The organism is Novosphingobium sp. P6W, from assembly GCF_000876675.2.
Lineage (GTDB): Bacteria > Pseudomonadota > Alphaproteobacteria > Sphingomonadales > Sphingomonadaceae > Novosphingobium.
In genome coordinates this window covers 3,330,396-3,345,282 of sequence record NZ_CP030352.1, presented here as the reverse complement: position 1 = coordinate 3,345,282, position 14,887 = coordinate 3,330,396, and the positions used below count along the sequence as shown (strand labels likewise).

Below are 14,887 nucleotides of genomic sequence, written 5' to 3'. Positions count from 1 at the left end.
TAGGGCCGCCATTTGTCGTTTGCGATCTCCACGTGATGAATTTGTTTCGAGGATAACCGACATGTCGATCACCCCGCTGATGCCCGTATACCCCCGGTGCGGCGTGCGCCCCGTTCGCGGTGAGCATTGCCATCTCATCAGCGAGGACGGCCGCCGTTTCCTCGACTTCGCCAGCGGCATCGCCGTCAATGCCCTGGGCCATTCGCACCCCGGCCTGATCGGCGCGATCCAGAAGCAGGCCGAGACGCTGATGCACGTCTCCAACCTCTACGGCAGCCCCCAGGGCGAGGCTGCTGCCCAGCGCCTTGTCGATCTGACCTTCGCGGACACCGTGTTCTTCACCAATTCGGGCGCCGAGGCGGTCGAATGCGCGATCAAGACCGCGCGCGCCTATCACCAGTCGGTGGGCAACGACCACAAGTTCGAACTGATCACTTTCAACAACGCCTTCCACGGCCGGACGCTGGCGACCATCAGCGCCTCCAGCCAGGAAAAGATGCACAAGGGCTTCCTGCCGTTGCTGCCGGGCTTCAAGTACGTCGATTTCAACGACTTGGAGGCGGCCAAGGCAGCCATTGGTCCGAATACGGCGGGCTTCCTGGTGGAACCGATCCAGGGCGAAGGCGGTATCCGCATCGCCACTGACGAGTTCCTAGGCGGCCTGCGGGCGCTGTGCGACGAACACGACCTGATGCTGGTGCTGGACGAAGTGCAAAGCGGCGTGGGCCGCGCCGGCACGCTTTACGCCTATGAACAGTACGGCATCACGCCGGACATCATGGCAACCGCAAAGGGCATCGGCGGCGGCTTCCCCGTCGGCGCCTGCCTGGCCACCGAAAAGGCGGCGCGCGGCATGGTTGCTGGCACGCACGGCTCCACCTATGGCGGCAATCCCTTTGCGATGGCCGCGATCGGCGCTGTTCTCGACGTGATGTCCGAAGAGACGTTCATGGCAGACGTGCGCGCCAAGGGAGAGCGGCTCAAGGCGCGGCTCGAGCAGTTCATCGGCAATTATCCCGATCTGTTTGAACTGGTGCGCGGACGCGGCCTGTTCATCGGTCTCAAGATGAAAGTCGAACCGCGGCCGTTCGTCGCCCACATGCGCGACAATCACCAGTTGCTCACCGTTTCTGCGGGCGACAACGTGGTGCGGATCATTCCGCCGCTGGTGATCGACGACAGCCATATCGATGAATTCATGGAAAAGCTTTCGGCGGCAGCGGCCAGCTATCAGCCGGAGGAGGCCGCCTGATGGCGAAGGATTTCCTTAGTCTTTCGGATGCCGGCGGCGACACGGTCGCCGCCATGATCAACGACGCCATGGACCGCAAGGCAGCGCGCAAGGGCTGGCCCAAGGCCCGGCCCGATGCCGATGCGCCGCTGGCCGGCCATGTGCTTGCGATGATCTTCGAGAAGAACTCGACGCGCACACGCGTTTCGTTCGACATGGCGATGCGCCAGCTTGGCGGATCAGCGCTGATCCTGGAAGCGGGCAGCACGCAGATCGGCCGGGGTGAAAGCATCGCCGACACTGCGCGGGTGCTCAGCCGCATGGTCGATGCGATCATGATTCGCACCGACGATCACGCCAAGATCGAGGAACTGGCCCATTACGCCGAGGTTCCGGTGATCAACGGACTGACCGACCTGTCGCACCCGTGCCAGATCGTGGCCGATCTGCTGACCGTTGTAGAGCGCGGTTTCGCATTGCCGGGGTTGCAGCTGGCGTGGCTAGGCGATGGCAACAACGTCGCCAATTCACTGATCGAGGCGGCCGGGCTGATGAAGTTCACGATCCGCATCGGCGGCCCTGCGGGTTATGAGCCGGACGCGGGTTTCGTCGCCCGTGCGCGCGCAGCCGGCGGCGAAGTGATCCTGACGCAGGATGCACGCGAAGCAGCGGCCGGCGCGCAAGTGATCGTGACCGACACCTGGGTATCGATGGGGCAGGCTGGCGGCGATGTGCACGTTGCGGCGATGCAGCCCTATCAGGTCGACGGAGCGCTGATGGCAGCGGCTGATCCGGCTGCGATGTTCCTTCACTGCCTGCCGGCACACCGCAACGAGGAAGTGACCGACGAGGTCATGGACGGTCCGCAGTCGGCTGTCTGGGACGAGGCCGAGAACCGCCTGCACGCCCAGAAGTCGGTGCTGCTTTGGGCGCTGGGCAAGCTGTGACCGAGGACGACCTGCTTCGCCGCGACGACACCGGCTTCGACCGGGTACTGGCCTTCACCGTGCCCGCGCGCCACGTCCGTGGCCGCGTCGTGCGGCTCGGTCCCGTGCTGGAGACGGTGCTGTCGGCGCATGATTATCCCAAGTCGGTCAAGCATGTACTGGCCGAGGCGCTGGTCCTTACCGCGCTGATGGGCTCGCTCCTCAAGGAGGACGGCGCGCAGCTTACCTTCCAGGCGCAGGCCGAAGGCGGCGCGGTGGATCTTCTGGTCTGCGACTATCGCGGCGGCGAGATTCGCGGCTACCTGCGCCACGATCCCGACAAGGTCGCGGCGCTTCAGGAAGATTGTTCGCTCGAGGCGATCTTCGGCACCGGCTACCTGGCGATCACTTTCGACCTCGCCGTCAGCAATGAACGTTATCAGGGCGTGGTGCCGCTGGAGGGCACTTCGCTTGCTCATGCCTGCGAGAACTACTTCGCGCAGTCGGAGCAGGTTCCTACCCTGCTGCGCATTGCAGTACGCTCAAACGGGCTGCGCTGCACGGCTGGCGGTCTGCTGGTGCAGCACCTGCCGGAGGGTGAGGAAGGCCGGGAAAGGCTTCACGCAAAGGAAGACTACCGCGACTGGGAGCATGTTTCGGTCATGGCCGGCAGCGTTCAGGAAGCCGAACTGGTCGATCCCGTGCTCAATCTCGAGGAACTGCTCTGGCGCCTGTTCCATGAGGAAGAGGAAGTGCGGGTAGAACCGCTGGCCCCGCTTGAACGCGGCTGCCGTTGCAGCGTGGAGCATTACCGGTCGATCCTGTCGAGTTTCCCGGAAGACCAGCGCGCCGAGATGCGCGACGAGGATGGCACGATCCCGGTCGATTGCGCCTTCTGTTCGAAGATCCTGCGCGTTTCGGCTTGAGTTGTCATAGGCGCGCGCCTTGAATTCGCGGCCTGGTCTACCGATACTGTGACGGCAGGTTGGGTGCGAAACCAAGGGAATGACATTGAGAGCCGCTATTTCAGCGCTGACGCTGGCAGTCTTTGCCGCGATTGCGGTTCCGGCGCATGGCCAGAAGCCGCCGCTCGGCATGCTCGACGAACTTGATCGTGGAGGCTGGGAACTGCGTGAGCGCGGCGGGGATGCGTCCGTACACAACATCTGCCTCGACAATGCGCGGCGCCTGATCCAGCTGCGCCACCCCGGCGTGCCGTGCAGCAGCGTAGTGGTGGAGGATAGCGCCGTGCAGGTCACGGTGCAGTATACCTGCCGCGGGCAGGGCTATGGCCGCACCCGGATTCGGCGCGAGACGAATCGGCTGATCCAGATCGATACCCAGGGCATCGTCAATGGCCTGCCTTTCTCGTACTCGGCAGAGGGCCGCAAGACGGGCGAATGTCGCAGTTCGTGATTGCCGTTGCCGGACGGCAGGGGTAGCGGATCGGATATGCAGGAAACGACATCTCCCGAACCGAAGCAGGCGGTTGTGCTGCTCTCCGGCGGCCTTGATTCCATGGTCTCGGCGGGCATCGCGCGCGAGCAGGGCTTCGCAGTCAACGCGCTTACCATCGACTATAACCAGCGCCACCGGCGCGAGCTTGATGCGGCGGCGGATATCGCCCGCTTCATTGGCGCCAGGCGCCATGTCGTGATGCCGCTCGACCTTCGCCAGTTTGGCGGGTCGGCGCTGACAGACGACATCGAGGTGCCCAAGGAGGGCGTGGGGGCCGATATCCCGGTCACTTACGTGCCCGCCCGCAATCTCGTGTTCCTCTCGCTCACACTGGCATGGGCAGAGGCGATCGGTGCGAACGACATCTTCATTGGCGTCAATGCGCTGGACTATTCGGGTTACCCCGATTGCCGGCCGGAGTTCATCTCCGCGTTCGAAAACATCGCGGGCCTGGCAACGAAAGCGGGTGCGGAAGGGCAGGCTCTGCGCATCCATGCGCCGCTGCAGTTCATGGGCAAGGCTGACATCGCCCGCGAAGCTGACCGTCTCGGGCTTGATCCCGGCATGAGCTGGTCATGCTACGATCCGCAGCCGGATGGCAAGGCCTGCGGGCTGTGCGACAGCTGCCGCTTGCGCAAGGCTGGCTTTGCCGATGCCGGACTGATTGATCCCACGCCCTACTCTGCCTGATACTTCAAGATAGCGAATACCAAAAAGCCCCGCAGCGCGATGAGCGCTGCGGGGCTTTTTGTATTGGCGTCTGGTGTGCGTGTCCGCTCGCCAATGCCGGGGATCAACGACAAAAGAAAAGGGGGCCGGATTGCTCCGACCCCCCAATCTTGACCGTTGCCGGTTCGCTTACATGCCCGAACCGGGACCGTAAGTGATCTCGACGCGGCGGTTCTGCAGCTCGCGCACACCGTCAGCGGTGGGAACGCGCGGGTTGGCTTCACCGAATGCCTGGCTCGAGATCGAGCCATCGGGGATGCCGTGACCGGTGAGGTACGAACGGACTGCACCGTTACGACGCTCAGACAGACCCATGTTGTACTTCGGCGTACCCGAACGGTCGGTGTAGCCAGCAAGCATGATGGGAACGTTGTCGCAATTGCCGTAGGCGCTGACTGCGCTGTCCAGAATGGTTGCGGCTTCCGGCGTGATGTCCGACTTATCCCAGTCGAAGAACACGATGTACGGACCCTTGTTGCATTCCACAACCGGCGGCGGCGGCGGAGGCGGGGAGGCGGGGGCGGCGGCGGCGGCGGCGGCGGGGAGCTGCCGGTTCGCCGAAGTTGTACGCCAGGGTACCCATCAGCGAGTGCGAACGCCAGCGAGTGCCGATGCTGTCGCCAGCCGGGCTGACCAGGTCAACGTTGGCGACATTCATGAAGCGGTACTTCAGACCCACGTCGATGTGCGAGCTGAGCGGAGCGCGGATACCCGCGATTGCCTGCCATGCGAAGCCGCTGTCCGAATCGTCGATGACGTCGGCGTGAACGCGGGCAACACCGGCACCACCGCCGACAAAGCCCTGAAGGCCGTCGTCGGGACCGAAGTCGAGCAGGCCATTGACCATGAACGACAGGTTGCTGGCGTCAGCGCCACCGGAATTCTTGATCTTGGCCTGGCGATAGCTGGCTTCGGTTTCAAGACGGAAGGGACCGAAGTCGTAGCCGAGAACGGCTCCGCCATCGAAGCCCTTCTTGAAGTCGATCGAATCGGCGTTCTTGACACCGTTGATTGCGACATCAGCGTCTTCGACGATCATGCCGCCGAAGTCGAGTTGCAGATACCATGAATTATCACGCGCGAGCGCGGGCGTGGCAATGGCTGTCGAAGCCAGTGCCAGACCAAGGACGAGTTTCCTCATACGTTTCCCCTACAGAGAGATTTGGAGCCACCGAGTGCGAGAGTGTCTAGCCCCTCGGCATTCCGTGTGCAAGCGCACATTAAGCCCGACTGTTGCAAGAATGTCGCGATTCCGGGGGCTTGGGGGCGACTTGCGACCTCAATGTTCGAAACCTCTGACACCCTGTAGGACCTTTGTTTTTTGCACCGGTTATGCCGATGGGAGAATACCCAAGGCTTGAAGGGCAGCGATCAGATCATTGATCGCAGCCCGAGCCTCCCCATCAACAATCGATCCTCCAAGTGGTTCCACGAGAAGCGAAGCTTTTCTCCAGGAACCGAAAAACAGCATCTCGCATCCTGCTGAAATGTCGAGCACACGCATGCCATCGCGCGGTCGCACGAAGGCCCAGGCAGTGCCCCGGCGCATGGCGATTTCGCCATCGCGACCTTGCCACTCGCCCGATGCGCCGGTGCCGATGAGCCACGCTTCATCGTCTACGGGATTTTCTGGAGGAGAGGCACTTTCGCCCGCCACCGCGCAGTGCAGCAGGGTGTCGGCCAGTGCGAGAGCCTCGTTCACAAAGATTTCTTTTTGTGCCTGCCCTGTATGGAGCAGGGGCAGGGCGAAGCGGGGGGTGGCACTCGCAAACATCAAGGCGTCGGTCATCGGGAACTCCTGTCGAAGTCAGGGGAGAGTGCAGAGCAGCAGCGGATGCGAAAGTGCGTGGGTGCCTTGCTGGCGAACATGCAGTGCACTTCCCGGGGCAAGCATGGTCAGCTGGGTCAGGGTCACCGCATCGATTGTCAGGCTGGGGATGTCGGTAACCCAAGTGGCAAGCGGGGCGTCGAATGCGCCCAGGGTTATGAGATAGCGCTCCGCTTGCTCGACCAGGGGCATGTCGACCCCGTCCCGCCATGGCCAGCCGCCGCGTGCGCGGCGCGTCCATGACAGAATGCGGGTGCCGTCCTGCGACGTGGCCTCTCGCGGATGGACGGGTGCAAGCGGCCGCAAGGTAATGCCGCCGAGCATCAGGGGCGCGGCGAGAGGTTCGATGTCTGCGCGCGCCAATGCCACTACCTGCCTGCCGGGATCGGAACCCAAGGTCGCCGAATCGAGCGCGGTGAGCCGGGCATCGAGCAGTGCGAAGCCCTCGTTCTCGCCGTGGGTGCCGATGGCGGCCTCCGTCCCGCCGCGTCCTCGCAGCAGGCCGTCGATCCGCCAGTTGCCATTGCCGAGCGATGTTGCCCTGGCGAACTGCACGATTTCCTCGCCAACGAGAGCAAGATTGGCGCCATCGGCAAGTTGGCGCATGTCGGCCCCGGCAAGCTGCATCTCGGGATCGACCAGCGAGACAAGCAGATGAGATCCCCGGTCAAGCAGAAGCGGGTTGGCGGGAGGCAGCACGGACCGCGCGGTGCCGATCGTTGCCCGTGTCCGGCCGCTGGCACCGAGAGGTGCAAGTTGGCCGTCGCCGCGATCGGCGTAGAGCGCCGCGCCGCTCCAGTTCGCGCTCGTGGCGGAGACGGCGGCGAATGCGCGGGCATTGTCCGGTCCGCCCGAAGGTCCGTCGAGCGGGAGTTCGAAGGCAAGAAGCCGGGTCTCTGCCGGCGGTGCGTCGAGGGGCGGGTTGCCGCGTCCGGGGTCCGAGCCGAGGAGGGGCGCGGCGTCGGCGCCGGTGGGAAGCGCTCGTTCCAGGGCGAGTTCGACGCCGCTTTCGCGCCATTCCCATTCGCGCACGCGCCACAGGCCGGCGATGCCGGGCAAGGCGACCAGAGCGCCGGGCGCTACGCCGGGATCGAGCTCGCTGGTGCGCCATGAAATACGGTCGCGGCTCCAGTCTATCCGCCGGGCAGTGCGTTCGATGAGCGTCCGCGCGGTTGCGGCATCCAGCGCGGCGGGCAGATCCAGCGTGGCCGGTTCGCCCGGTGCGGGCTGGCCGGAGGCGCGCTGCACACTGGCCTGATAATCGCGCCCTACATCATAATAGCGCAGGATTGCCGCAGGGCGGTCGGACTGGGGGGCGCGGTGGCGAGTGAAGCCGGCGGCGCCGCCGAAATCGTCATCGCCGGTCGTCGCTGCCGGTTCGGGCAGCGTGATTGCCGCCTCCTGACGGCGTTCGCGCGCGATGACGAGGGTTTCGCCGCCTGCGTCGATTTCCAGGGGCATGACCTGTTCGAAGACCGCAAGGTCGTTCGCGGGCGATCCTTCGCTGGTGTAACCGGCCATGCCGTCAAGCGGGACGGACGCGTCGATGCCCTCGACCACTTCGCCGATCACGGCCTGCAGGTCGAAGCGCTCGTCTGCGATCACTTCGAAGGTGAGCGAGGGGATGCGGTTGTAGAATTCGGAGAGGTCGAGATTCTCGAACACCACGTATGCAAGGTCGCGGTGAGCGGGGCAGTATTGTTCGCCCTCTGCCGCCGCGATCAGCGGGTCGACAGGCTGGTCGCCGGCGCCGGTATGGACGCGCATAGTGCCTGCCGCCTTGAGGTCGCCTTCCGCGCCGCGCAGCAGCTTGCCGTCGGCCCAGATGCGGCCCAGCCCTTGGATCGGGCGGCTGGCCAGCGCGACGGCGAAGTTGGCGGTGTAGCTGTAGGTAGTGAGCGCGGGCGAGCCTTTGCCGGTGCCCTGCACCTCGCTGTGTTCGACCAGTTCGGTCGCCCAGATCACCGATCCGGCCACGCGCATCCGGCCGAAATGGCGCGGCAGGATCTGGCCGTAGCTGGAGGTGGTCACCGCCAGTTCCTTGAGGCGGGGGCCTTGCCGTGCGGAGGGGCCGAACAAGACGCTGTCGAACTGGCGGCCGACGAGCGAGCCGATGGCTCCACCGACGGGGCCGCCCAGCATCGTGCCCAGGCTGCTGAAAACGAGCGTCGCCATTTCAGGTCCTTATGAGGTCGGAGGTGGGAGCAGGCGCCAGTGGCCCGCGACCGGCCATTCGCCGGGAAGCGGGCCGAGCACGACCTTGCGCAGGCCGGCATGGGCATGGGCCACCGACCGCGCGGTGGCGGCGATGGCGACGTGGAACTGGCAGGGCGATGGGCGCAGCATCAGCACGTCGCCGGGGCGGATCGGACCGCTTGCCGCCGTCATGCCAAGGTCAGCCATGATTCGCGCGGCATCCGGCATCGCGCGGCTGCGCAGCGTATAGCGGGCCGGCAAGGCCGCATCCCGGCCCAGCGCCGCGCAGGCGGCCCAAAGCACGCCCACGCAGTCCAGCCCGGTCTGCGGATCGCGGCCGTAAAGGCGAAAGCGCGTGCCCACCAGTTCCAGCGCGGCCGCTGCCAGTGTGTCCGGGGTCATTGGCCGGGGCTCGGGTAACGGGTGAGCATGTCGTTGCCGGGCAGGAAGGGTTCACCCCGGAAGTTCACCGCATTGCCGAACCGGGCGGCGCATGTGCCCAGCGTATGGTCGCAGCCTTCGCGAAGGCGCGCGCGGGTGCCGACGGGGGTCGTATCGTCGATGGGCACATCGAGGACGAGGCCGCCCGCGTCGCCCGGTCCCATCACGCCCATGACCACGCCCGTTTGCGGCCCGTCCAGCCAGTGCACCGTTCCTCCGGCATGGAGGTCAGCGCCGTGGGTTCCTTCGAACATCGCTGCGTTCGTCAGCGGATCGATGGCGGAAAGGCGGACCTCGCGCGTGAAATGCTGCGGATTGAGATTGCAGCCCGGCCCGCAAAAGGCGGCGCGGCAGGCCGGGCTGGTGCGAGGCACGGGATCGCGCCACAATTGCGCCTTGCGCGAGACCAGCTCGGCGGAAAACGCGCCGTCCTCCTCGGTCATGGCGCCGATGGTGCCGGCATAGAGCATCTCGCGTACCCCGGTTTCCCAGTCGACGAGGCCGATGCGCACTTGCGCGCGGTCGAACCGGCCCGAGGCAAGGTCTTCGCTGGAGATCGCCTCGTGCGTGATGGAGCCGCGCACTTCGGCACTGTCGGCCTCGAAATCCGCCGACTTGCGGATGGCGCTGGGCACCATGCCGGGCGAAGCGCGGTGCAGCACGCCGTCGATCCACAAATCGCGGTCATGGGTGGTGAAACCCAGCGTCACGCCGTCGCGGCGCGCGATGCGCCAGAAGGTGGCGACCGTTTCGAGGTCACCGGCGAACCACGTTCTGCTCATGACGCCTCCCGGATTTCCACGATGGGTACGCTGGGCGCCTCACCGGCGGCGAAGGCCGCGCCCGAGATTTCAAGGCTGTCCTCGGCGAATCGCACCGGTACGTCGAACAGGAAGCCGGCGCACACGATCGAACCGGAGGCGGGCGGCTGGGCGAACACGACGGTGCCGCGTTCGCCCAGCGTCCAGGTGCCGACCTGAAGCGCGCCGTTCACAGAGACGAGCATCGCGGCGAAATCGGGCCGGGTGATCCGGCGCACTTGTACCGCCTCGCCGCTGCCGTAGCGTTTCACCAGCGCGAATTCGCATGCCAGCCCATCCCCGATGCCGATTTCCTGATCCAGCGGGCCGGGCGCGCCGACCATGCCGCTGGAGCTGTGATCGCTGGGATCGCGCAGACGAAAACCGCGAGCCGGGCCTCGGCGAGCGCGGAAGAAGGCGAGGAGTTCGCCCAGTTCCGCCTCCGAACGGACGCCGGGGCCGACATCGAAGCGCAGCCGCGCATTGGACCACAGCGAGTTGCGCCGTTCGAACCCCGAGGCGGTGACCGATACGCTGGTCGAGAATTCCGGGGTCACCGTCGCATCGCGGCCAAGCGCGAGCGGGTAGAGCACGTCGTCGAAGGCCTGCATGGGGTCGGCTCCTGATTGCGGGGATTGCGGCAGGCGGACGTATCCGTCGCGCGCGATTTGCGGCAGCGCCCAGACGACGATCTCGTGCGGGGCGCGGGTGAGGGCCTCGTCGATACCGGCGTCGATCTGCCGCCACTGGTCGCTTTGCTCGGGGGAAAGGACGAAGCCGGCGAGGTAGTCCTGCTGGTGCGGCGGGTAGCCGAGCCGGGCGTCCACTTCGGCGTAGGCCTTGCGGCGGTGGCCATCGGCCCCGGCGGTGAGCCAGTCGTAGTCCTCCACCTGCAGGCGGTCGAAGGCGGGGGCGGCCCAGCCCAGCGGCAGGTTCGCGCGTTTGAGTTCGGGCATGTCGGGCGCGAGCAGGGTGGGCGTGAAGACCAGCGCCAGCGCCTCGACAGGGGCGGGCGCCGCAGCCACGCGCACGGCGGAGACGAGGTCTGCGGTGGATGCGGCCAGCAGCGCGCCCGCTTGGTCGAGCAGGGCGGTCTGCGCTTCGTCCAGCGGCAGGCGCATGTCGGGTATGGCGGGGGGCGATCCGCCGAACAGGGCGCGCGCAGCGTCGTCATAGAGATGGATGCGGCCGTTGGCCAAGGTCCACCACCAGGGCTCGCCCACCTGAAAGCGCACCGGGGCACCGGCCTCGGCCATCAGCGCGGCGAATGCGGCGCCGACGGACTGAAGCCAGGCCATTGCCGCTTCGTTGGCGGGCGAGAGCAGCGTCGAGGGCGGGTCCCAGCCGGTCAGCGCCGGATTGCCGTCCAGATCGCGCTGTTTCCACTCTTCGGGGCAGTGCTGGTCGAGCAGTTCGTAGGACAGCGAGGCGACCGGGCTGAACCCCTGCCTTACGCATTCGGCAAAGAAGGCGCGGTGCCAGGCGCGGGTCGGGGCGTTGAGCGGATCGCCCCCGTGTCCGGCAAGGAATGCGCCGCCAGCGCCCGCGAGCCGGAAATAATGGCTCATGCCCACGTAATGGACCACCGAGCCGCGATAGCCGAGCTGCGCCGCGCTGCGCAGCAGGCGGGCGGGCGTCTGCACGCCCTGATCGTCGAACCCGGTGGCGATGGCGAGGCCGCTGGCGGGGACCATGACGTCGCCGATCTCCAGCATTGCCCGCCCGCCGTCAGCCGCGATTTCGGTCATCTCGATCCAGCCTTCCGCCTCGGCGGGGAGGGGATCGGCGCTGGAGCCGTCGTAGCCGGGCGGGGCAAAGGAGATGAACATCCGCTCGATGGCGCCGGGCCAGACGCGGTCGGCGTCGGCGGGCAGCGAGAAACCGCCGTCGAGCGCGGAGAAGTTCAGCGAGATCAGCGCATCCTCGCCCGCCCCTTGCGCATAGTTCCAGAGCCGCACGTACCAGGTGTGCGGGGCGCCGGCTGCGTCCTTGCCCTCGATCGTCAGCGTCGGGCCGTTGACCGCGTCCAGTGGGACGATCCCGGATGAGCGCCAGCGGAACCGCAGCGACGTGTGGGCATAATCGCGGTCGGTGCGGTAGGCGAGCAGCGGGTGGTCGAGCGTGTCCGCGCTGTCCCAGATCAGGCCGCCAAGGTCGGCCCGGCGCAGGAATGCGGCGTCGACGCGCAGCGCATCGGGCGCGGTCGACACCACGCTGGCCATCATCGGGCGCGGGAAGTTGACGGTCCAGAAGCGCGGATCGAAGCGCATGATCCAGTCGCTGGCCTGACCTTCGCGTTTTGCGGCGAGCCAGAATACCATGGCGTTTCTCCTATCAGTACGTGAGGGCGCGGCGCACGGCGCTGGCCATCTGGCGCGACGATCGCTGGAGCGACTGAGGCGTACCGGCGCCGCGCGGGGCATTGAGGTTGATCGCCACGCGCACGTCGCGGCCCGCGCCGCCGCTACCCGTCTCGATGCGCCCGGCGGAGGTGGGCACGAAGACTTCCGGCCCGCGCTCGCCCACCATATAGCCCCGCCCCGGCGAGACGTTGCCGCCCGTCGCCCGGCCCGGCAGGCCAAGCGCGCCCGAAAGCAGGCCGGGCAGATCGAGCAGTCCGCTTCCTCCGCCGCCGGAACCGCCGCCGAGGATGGCCGAGGCGAGGGTCTGCGCCGCCTGCCCCGCGATGGCGTCCAGCGCGGAGGAGGCGGTGCGCTTGAGGTCGTCGAAGCCGAGGCTGCCCTTGCGGATCGCGCCGGACAGTCCGCGTTCGAGCGCGTCGCCCGCCCGCGTGAAGCCCGACACCAGATCGCCGTCGACGGCGCCGCGCATCTGCGCGATGTCGCGGGTGAAGCCTGCGGTGCTGGCGCGCACTTCCACCAGCAGGCTGTCGATTTCATCGTCCATGATCGTGCTCCATCAGGCGTTGCAGCGTTTGCCGGTCGAACCCGGCCGATGCCGTGTCAGGGCAAAGCAGGCCGAGCGAGGCGGCGAGTTCGGCGGGGGTCGCGTCCCAGAATTCGTGCGGCCGCCAACCCAGCGTGCGGGCGCAAAGGCCGCACAGCGCCAGCGCGGCGGCGGCAAAGGTGTGGTTCACGGCGCGCCTTTCAGAATCTGGGCGAGCAGGGTGCGCAAGGGTGCGGCGCAGGCGGCAAGGCCCTGCGCCGTCACCGCCTCGCCCACGGCCTCGCGGGGGAGGGCTTCGCGGTCGGCCAGGCAGTGCCAGAACAGCGCCGCCATTTCGGCAAGGCGCAGCTCCCCTGCTCCCGCGCGTTCGACCAGCGCGAAGAGGGGACCAAGCTCCTCCTCGGCGGCGACGAGCGCGGTGAAAGTGGGGCGCAGGCGGCGGGGCATGCCGGCGATGGGCAGGCTGGCCTCGCCGCGCAGGGGGTTGGGCCCGCCTGTGTTTTGGCCGGTCATGCCGGGGAGACCTGACCCGAGCTTTCCAGCTGGAGCGTATAGTTGCGCTCCCCGTTGAAATCGCCGGCATAGTCCAGCCTCTGGACGAGGAACCGGCCGCGCAGCCGCTCGCCATCCTCGAAGCTGAGTTCGTAGTCGTCCAGCGTGCCGGACATGGCGTTTGCGCGCACCTGCGCCTCGGCGGTGCTGCCCAGGAAGATGCCCGCCGCGCTGACCAAGACCGAGCGCACCCCCGCGCCCGACAGCAGTTCGCGCCAACCGCCGCTGTCCTTGGAGGTGACGACCACCGCGTCGCCCGTCACCGACATCTGCGTGGTGCGCAGCCCCGCGACGGTCTGGTAGCTGGCGGGCGCGCCGCCGTTGGAGATCTTGAGGAGGAAGGCGCTGCCTTTCTGGGCGGTCATGGCGTGGTTCCTTTGTGAGTGGGGCGAGGGGGCTTCGACAGGCTCAGCCTGAGCGGGGTGAGGGGAATGAGGTGGCCGACGAGGTCCGCTGGTCCTGAGCGGGGTGAGGGGTATGAGAAGGCCTCTGCATTCCGCTCATCCTGAGCTTGTCGAAGGATCAGGCCGCGAGCAGGCGGAAGCGGTATTCGAGCAGGATCGCGCGGCGGCTTTCCCCGCGCTGCTCGGCGCGGGCGCGCAGGAACTGGATCGCGGCGATCTGAAACTTCGGCTGCGTGCGCGGCAGGTTTTCGATGCGCGCCTCGATCGCGGCGACGAGATCGGCGGCCGTATCCGGCGCGTCGCCCCGGCAGTGCAGTTCGAGGGCCACGCGCACTTCGCGGCCCGGTGCGGTCTTGCAGCTCCAGTCGGTGCTGGCGCTGGCGGCGATGGCCAGCCACGGCAGGGTGGTGCGCGAGGGGGCTTCCTCGACTACCGCGTTCAGGCTGGAGACCAGCACCGGGTCGGCGCGGAGCCAGCCGATCAGGGCGGCGCGCAGGGGCATTTCCATTACTTATCCTTTCGCGAAAAGCGGCCAGACCAGCCCGGCGCGGCGCCAGCGGCGTTCATCCCCGCGCGCGCCAAGAAGGCGGGCGGCGGCATGGGCGGCGGCGAGTGTGGCCGCGCGGGCGGCGAGCCGTTTGGCGAGGGCCTCGAACGGGGCGTCGGCCTCGATCATGCCAGCCGCATCCGCCGCCAGGGGCGCCACAGTGCGGCGACCGAGGCGGGCGGCAGCGGCGCGGCGCCGGCGGTGTCACGCTCGCGGTGCTGATGCGCGGCGAGGCGGACCACGCCGTGACGCAGTGTGTCGGGCAGCGCGTCCCAGTCGGCGGTGAGACCGGCGGTGAAGCGCACGGCCACGCGCTTTGCCACGCCTGGCAGCGGCAAGGTCTGGGGCAGGCGCACGAGGCCGGCGCCGTCTGCGTCGAGGTCTGCCTCCCAGCTTGCGGGATCGAGGGGGATGCGGGCGCCGTCTGCGGTCAGGCCCTCGATCGCGGCGATGGCCTGGACCGGGCGGGTCGCAAGGGTGTGCCAGCCGGCGCGGGCGGGAAGCCGTTCCTCGCATGTCGCTTCAAGCGGCAGGGCGCCGATGAACGCCTCGCAGGTTTCCAGCGCGGCGGCGAGCAGGGCGGTAAGCAGCGCGTCATCGCCGCCGGTGGTGATGCCGAGCCACTGCTTGAGCTCGGCAAGCGCCGATGACGGCAGCGCGGCCGGCGTAAGGATGACCCGGTTCATGGGTATCTCCGAATTTGCGGGGGGTGCGAGGGCTTCCTGTCCACCCGGTCATCCCCGCGAGGGCGGGAATGATGAAAAACGGGGAGAGACAGGTCGCAGCAGGCCCGTGGGGGTGCGGATTGAATACGAAATAGGCGCCCGCGCCGCCGGGAGGGGGACGGCGGCGCGGGCTGACGCGGGGA

The 14,887-nt window shown here is 67.3% G+C and carries 17 protein-coding genes and 1 pseudogene; 5 read left to right on the top strand and 13 right to left on the bottom strand.

Annotation, left to right across the window (positions count from 1 at the left end; translation table 11 throughout):
• Positions 1–61 precede the first annotated feature (61 nt).
• The 5 genes from TQ38_RS16085 to queC all read left to right on the top strand — a co-directional run bounded on the left by TQ38_RS16085 (position 62) and on the right by queC (position 4,305).
• Positions 62–1,252 (top strand): aspartate aminotransferase family protein, encoded by a 1,191-nt coding sequence (locus tag TQ38_RS16085; protein WP_043977195.1) that lies wholly within the window; start codon positions 62–64, stop codon positions 1,250–1,252.
• The gene (gene argF / locus TQ38_RS16080; RefSeq protein ID WP_043977194.1) at positions 1,252–2,178 is read left to right on the top strand and encodes an ornithine carbamoyltransferase; all 927 of its coding nucleotides are present in this window, start codon (positions 1,252–1,254) and stop codon (positions 2,176–2,178) included. Before TQ38_RS16085 ends, argF begins: the two co-directional genes overlap by 1 nt.
• Positions 2,175–3,083 (top strand): Hsp33 family molecular chaperone HslO, encoded by a 909-nt coding sequence (locus TQ38_RS16075; protein WP_043977192.1) that lies wholly within the window; start codon positions 2,175–2,177, stop codon positions 3,081–3,083. Before argF ends, TQ38_RS16075 begins: the two co-directional genes overlap by 4 nt.
• Positions 3,084–3,162: 79 nt before the next feature.
• The gene (locus TQ38_RS16070) at positions 3,163–3,573 is read left to right on the top strand and encodes a hypothetical protein (protein ID WP_043977190.1); all 411 of its coding nucleotides are present in this window, start codon (positions 3,163–3,165) and stop codon (positions 3,571–3,573) included.
• A gap of 36 nt (positions 3,574–3,609) precedes the next feature.
• Complete coding sequence (queC, locus tag TQ38_RS16065) at positions 3,610–4,305, top strand: 7-cyano-7-deazaguanine synthase QueC (protein ID WP_043977188.1); 696 nt, start codon at positions 3,610–3,612, stop codon at positions 4,303–4,305.
• 168 nt (positions 4,306–4,473) lie between these two features.
• Here queC and TQ38_RS16060 read toward each other — a convergent pair.
• The 13 genes and pseudogenes from TQ38_RS16060 to TQ38_RS16005 form a co-directional block, all read right to left on the bottom strand.
• Positions 4,474–5,485 (bottom strand): annotated as a pseudogene (locus tag TQ38_RS16060) (OmpA family protein).
• A gap of 189 nt (positions 5,486–5,674) precedes the next feature.
• On the bottom strand, positions 5,675–6,133 hold the full coding sequence (locus tag TQ38_RS16055; RefSeq protein ID WP_043977185.1) for a DUF2793 domain-containing protein: 459 nt from the start codon (positions 6,131–6,133) through the stop codon (positions 5,675–5,677).
• An 18-nt stretch (positions 6,134–6,151) separates the two neighbouring features.
• On the bottom strand, positions 6,152–8,347 hold the full coding sequence (locus TQ38_RS16050; RefSeq protein WP_043977183.1) for a phage tail protein: 2,196 nt from the start codon (positions 8,345–8,347) through the stop codon (positions 6,152–6,154).
• Positions 8,348–8,356: 9 nt separating this feature from the next.
• Positions 8,357–8,770 carry a hypothetical protein gene (locus tag TQ38_RS16045; protein ID WP_043977182.1) on the bottom strand — a complete coding sequence of 138 codons (414 nt, stop codon included), beginning with the start codon at positions 8,768–8,770 and terminating at the stop codon, positions 8,357–8,359.
• Positions 8,767–9,591 (bottom strand): DUF2163 domain-containing protein, encoded by an 825-nt coding sequence (locus TQ38_RS16040; RefSeq protein WP_043977180.1) that lies wholly within the window; start codon positions 9,589–9,591, stop codon positions 8,767–8,769. Before TQ38_RS16040 ends, TQ38_RS16045 begins: the two co-directional genes overlap by 4 nt.
• Positions 9,588–11,930, bottom strand: a complete 2,343-nt coding sequence (locus TQ38_RS16035) for a DUF2460 domain-containing protein (protein WP_043977178.1) — start codon at positions 11,928–11,930, stop codon at positions 9,588–9,590. Before TQ38_RS16035 ends, TQ38_RS16040 begins: the two co-directional genes overlap by 4 nt.
• A gap of 13 nt (positions 11,931–11,943) precedes the next feature.
• Positions 11,944–12,516 (bottom strand): hypothetical protein, encoded by a 573-nt coding sequence (locus tag TQ38_RS16030; RefSeq protein WP_043977176.1) that lies wholly within the window; start codon positions 12,514–12,516, stop codon positions 11,944–11,946.
• On the bottom strand, positions 12,506–12,706 hold the full coding sequence (locus TQ38_RS16025; RefSeq protein ID WP_043977174.1) for a phage tail assembly chaperone: 201 nt from the start codon (positions 12,704–12,706) through the stop codon (positions 12,506–12,508). Before TQ38_RS16025 ends, TQ38_RS16030 begins: the two co-directional genes overlap by 11 nt.
• Positions 12,703–13,029: a gene transfer agent family protein gene (locus TQ38_RS16020; protein ID WP_043977172.1), complete on the bottom strand. Its 327-nt coding sequence runs from the start codon at positions 13,027–13,029 to the stop codon at positions 12,703–12,705. The genes TQ38_RS16025 and TQ38_RS16020 overlap by 4 nt, the downstream gene beginning before the upstream one ends.
• Positions 13,026–13,433, bottom strand: coding sequence for a phage major tail protein, TP901-1 family (locus TQ38_RS16015; RefSeq protein ID WP_043977170.1), 408 nt, complete (start codon positions 13,431–13,433; stop codon positions 13,026–13,028). Before TQ38_RS16015 ends, TQ38_RS16020 begins: the two co-directional genes overlap by 4 nt.
• 157 nt (positions 13,434–13,590) lie before the next feature.
• A complete protein-coding gene (locus TQ38_RS16010; RefSeq protein WP_043977168.1) occupies positions 13,591–13,980 on the bottom strand; it encodes a DUF3168 domain-containing protein in 390 nt (129 codons plus the stop codon).
• A 3-nt stretch (positions 13,981–13,983) separates the two neighbouring features.
• On the bottom strand, positions 13,984–14,148 hold the full coding sequence (locus tag TQ38_RS29990) for a hypothetical protein (protein ID WP_162792259.1): 165 nt from the start codon (positions 14,146–14,148) through the stop codon (positions 13,984–13,986).
• Positions 14,145–14,705 (bottom strand): phage head-tail connector protein, encoded by a 561-nt coding sequence (locus tag TQ38_RS16005; protein WP_043977167.1) that lies wholly within the window; start codon positions 14,703–14,705, stop codon positions 14,145–14,147. The genes TQ38_RS29990 and TQ38_RS16005 overlap by 4 nt, the downstream gene beginning before the upstream one ends.
• Positions 14,706–14,887 lie beyond the last annotated feature (182 nt).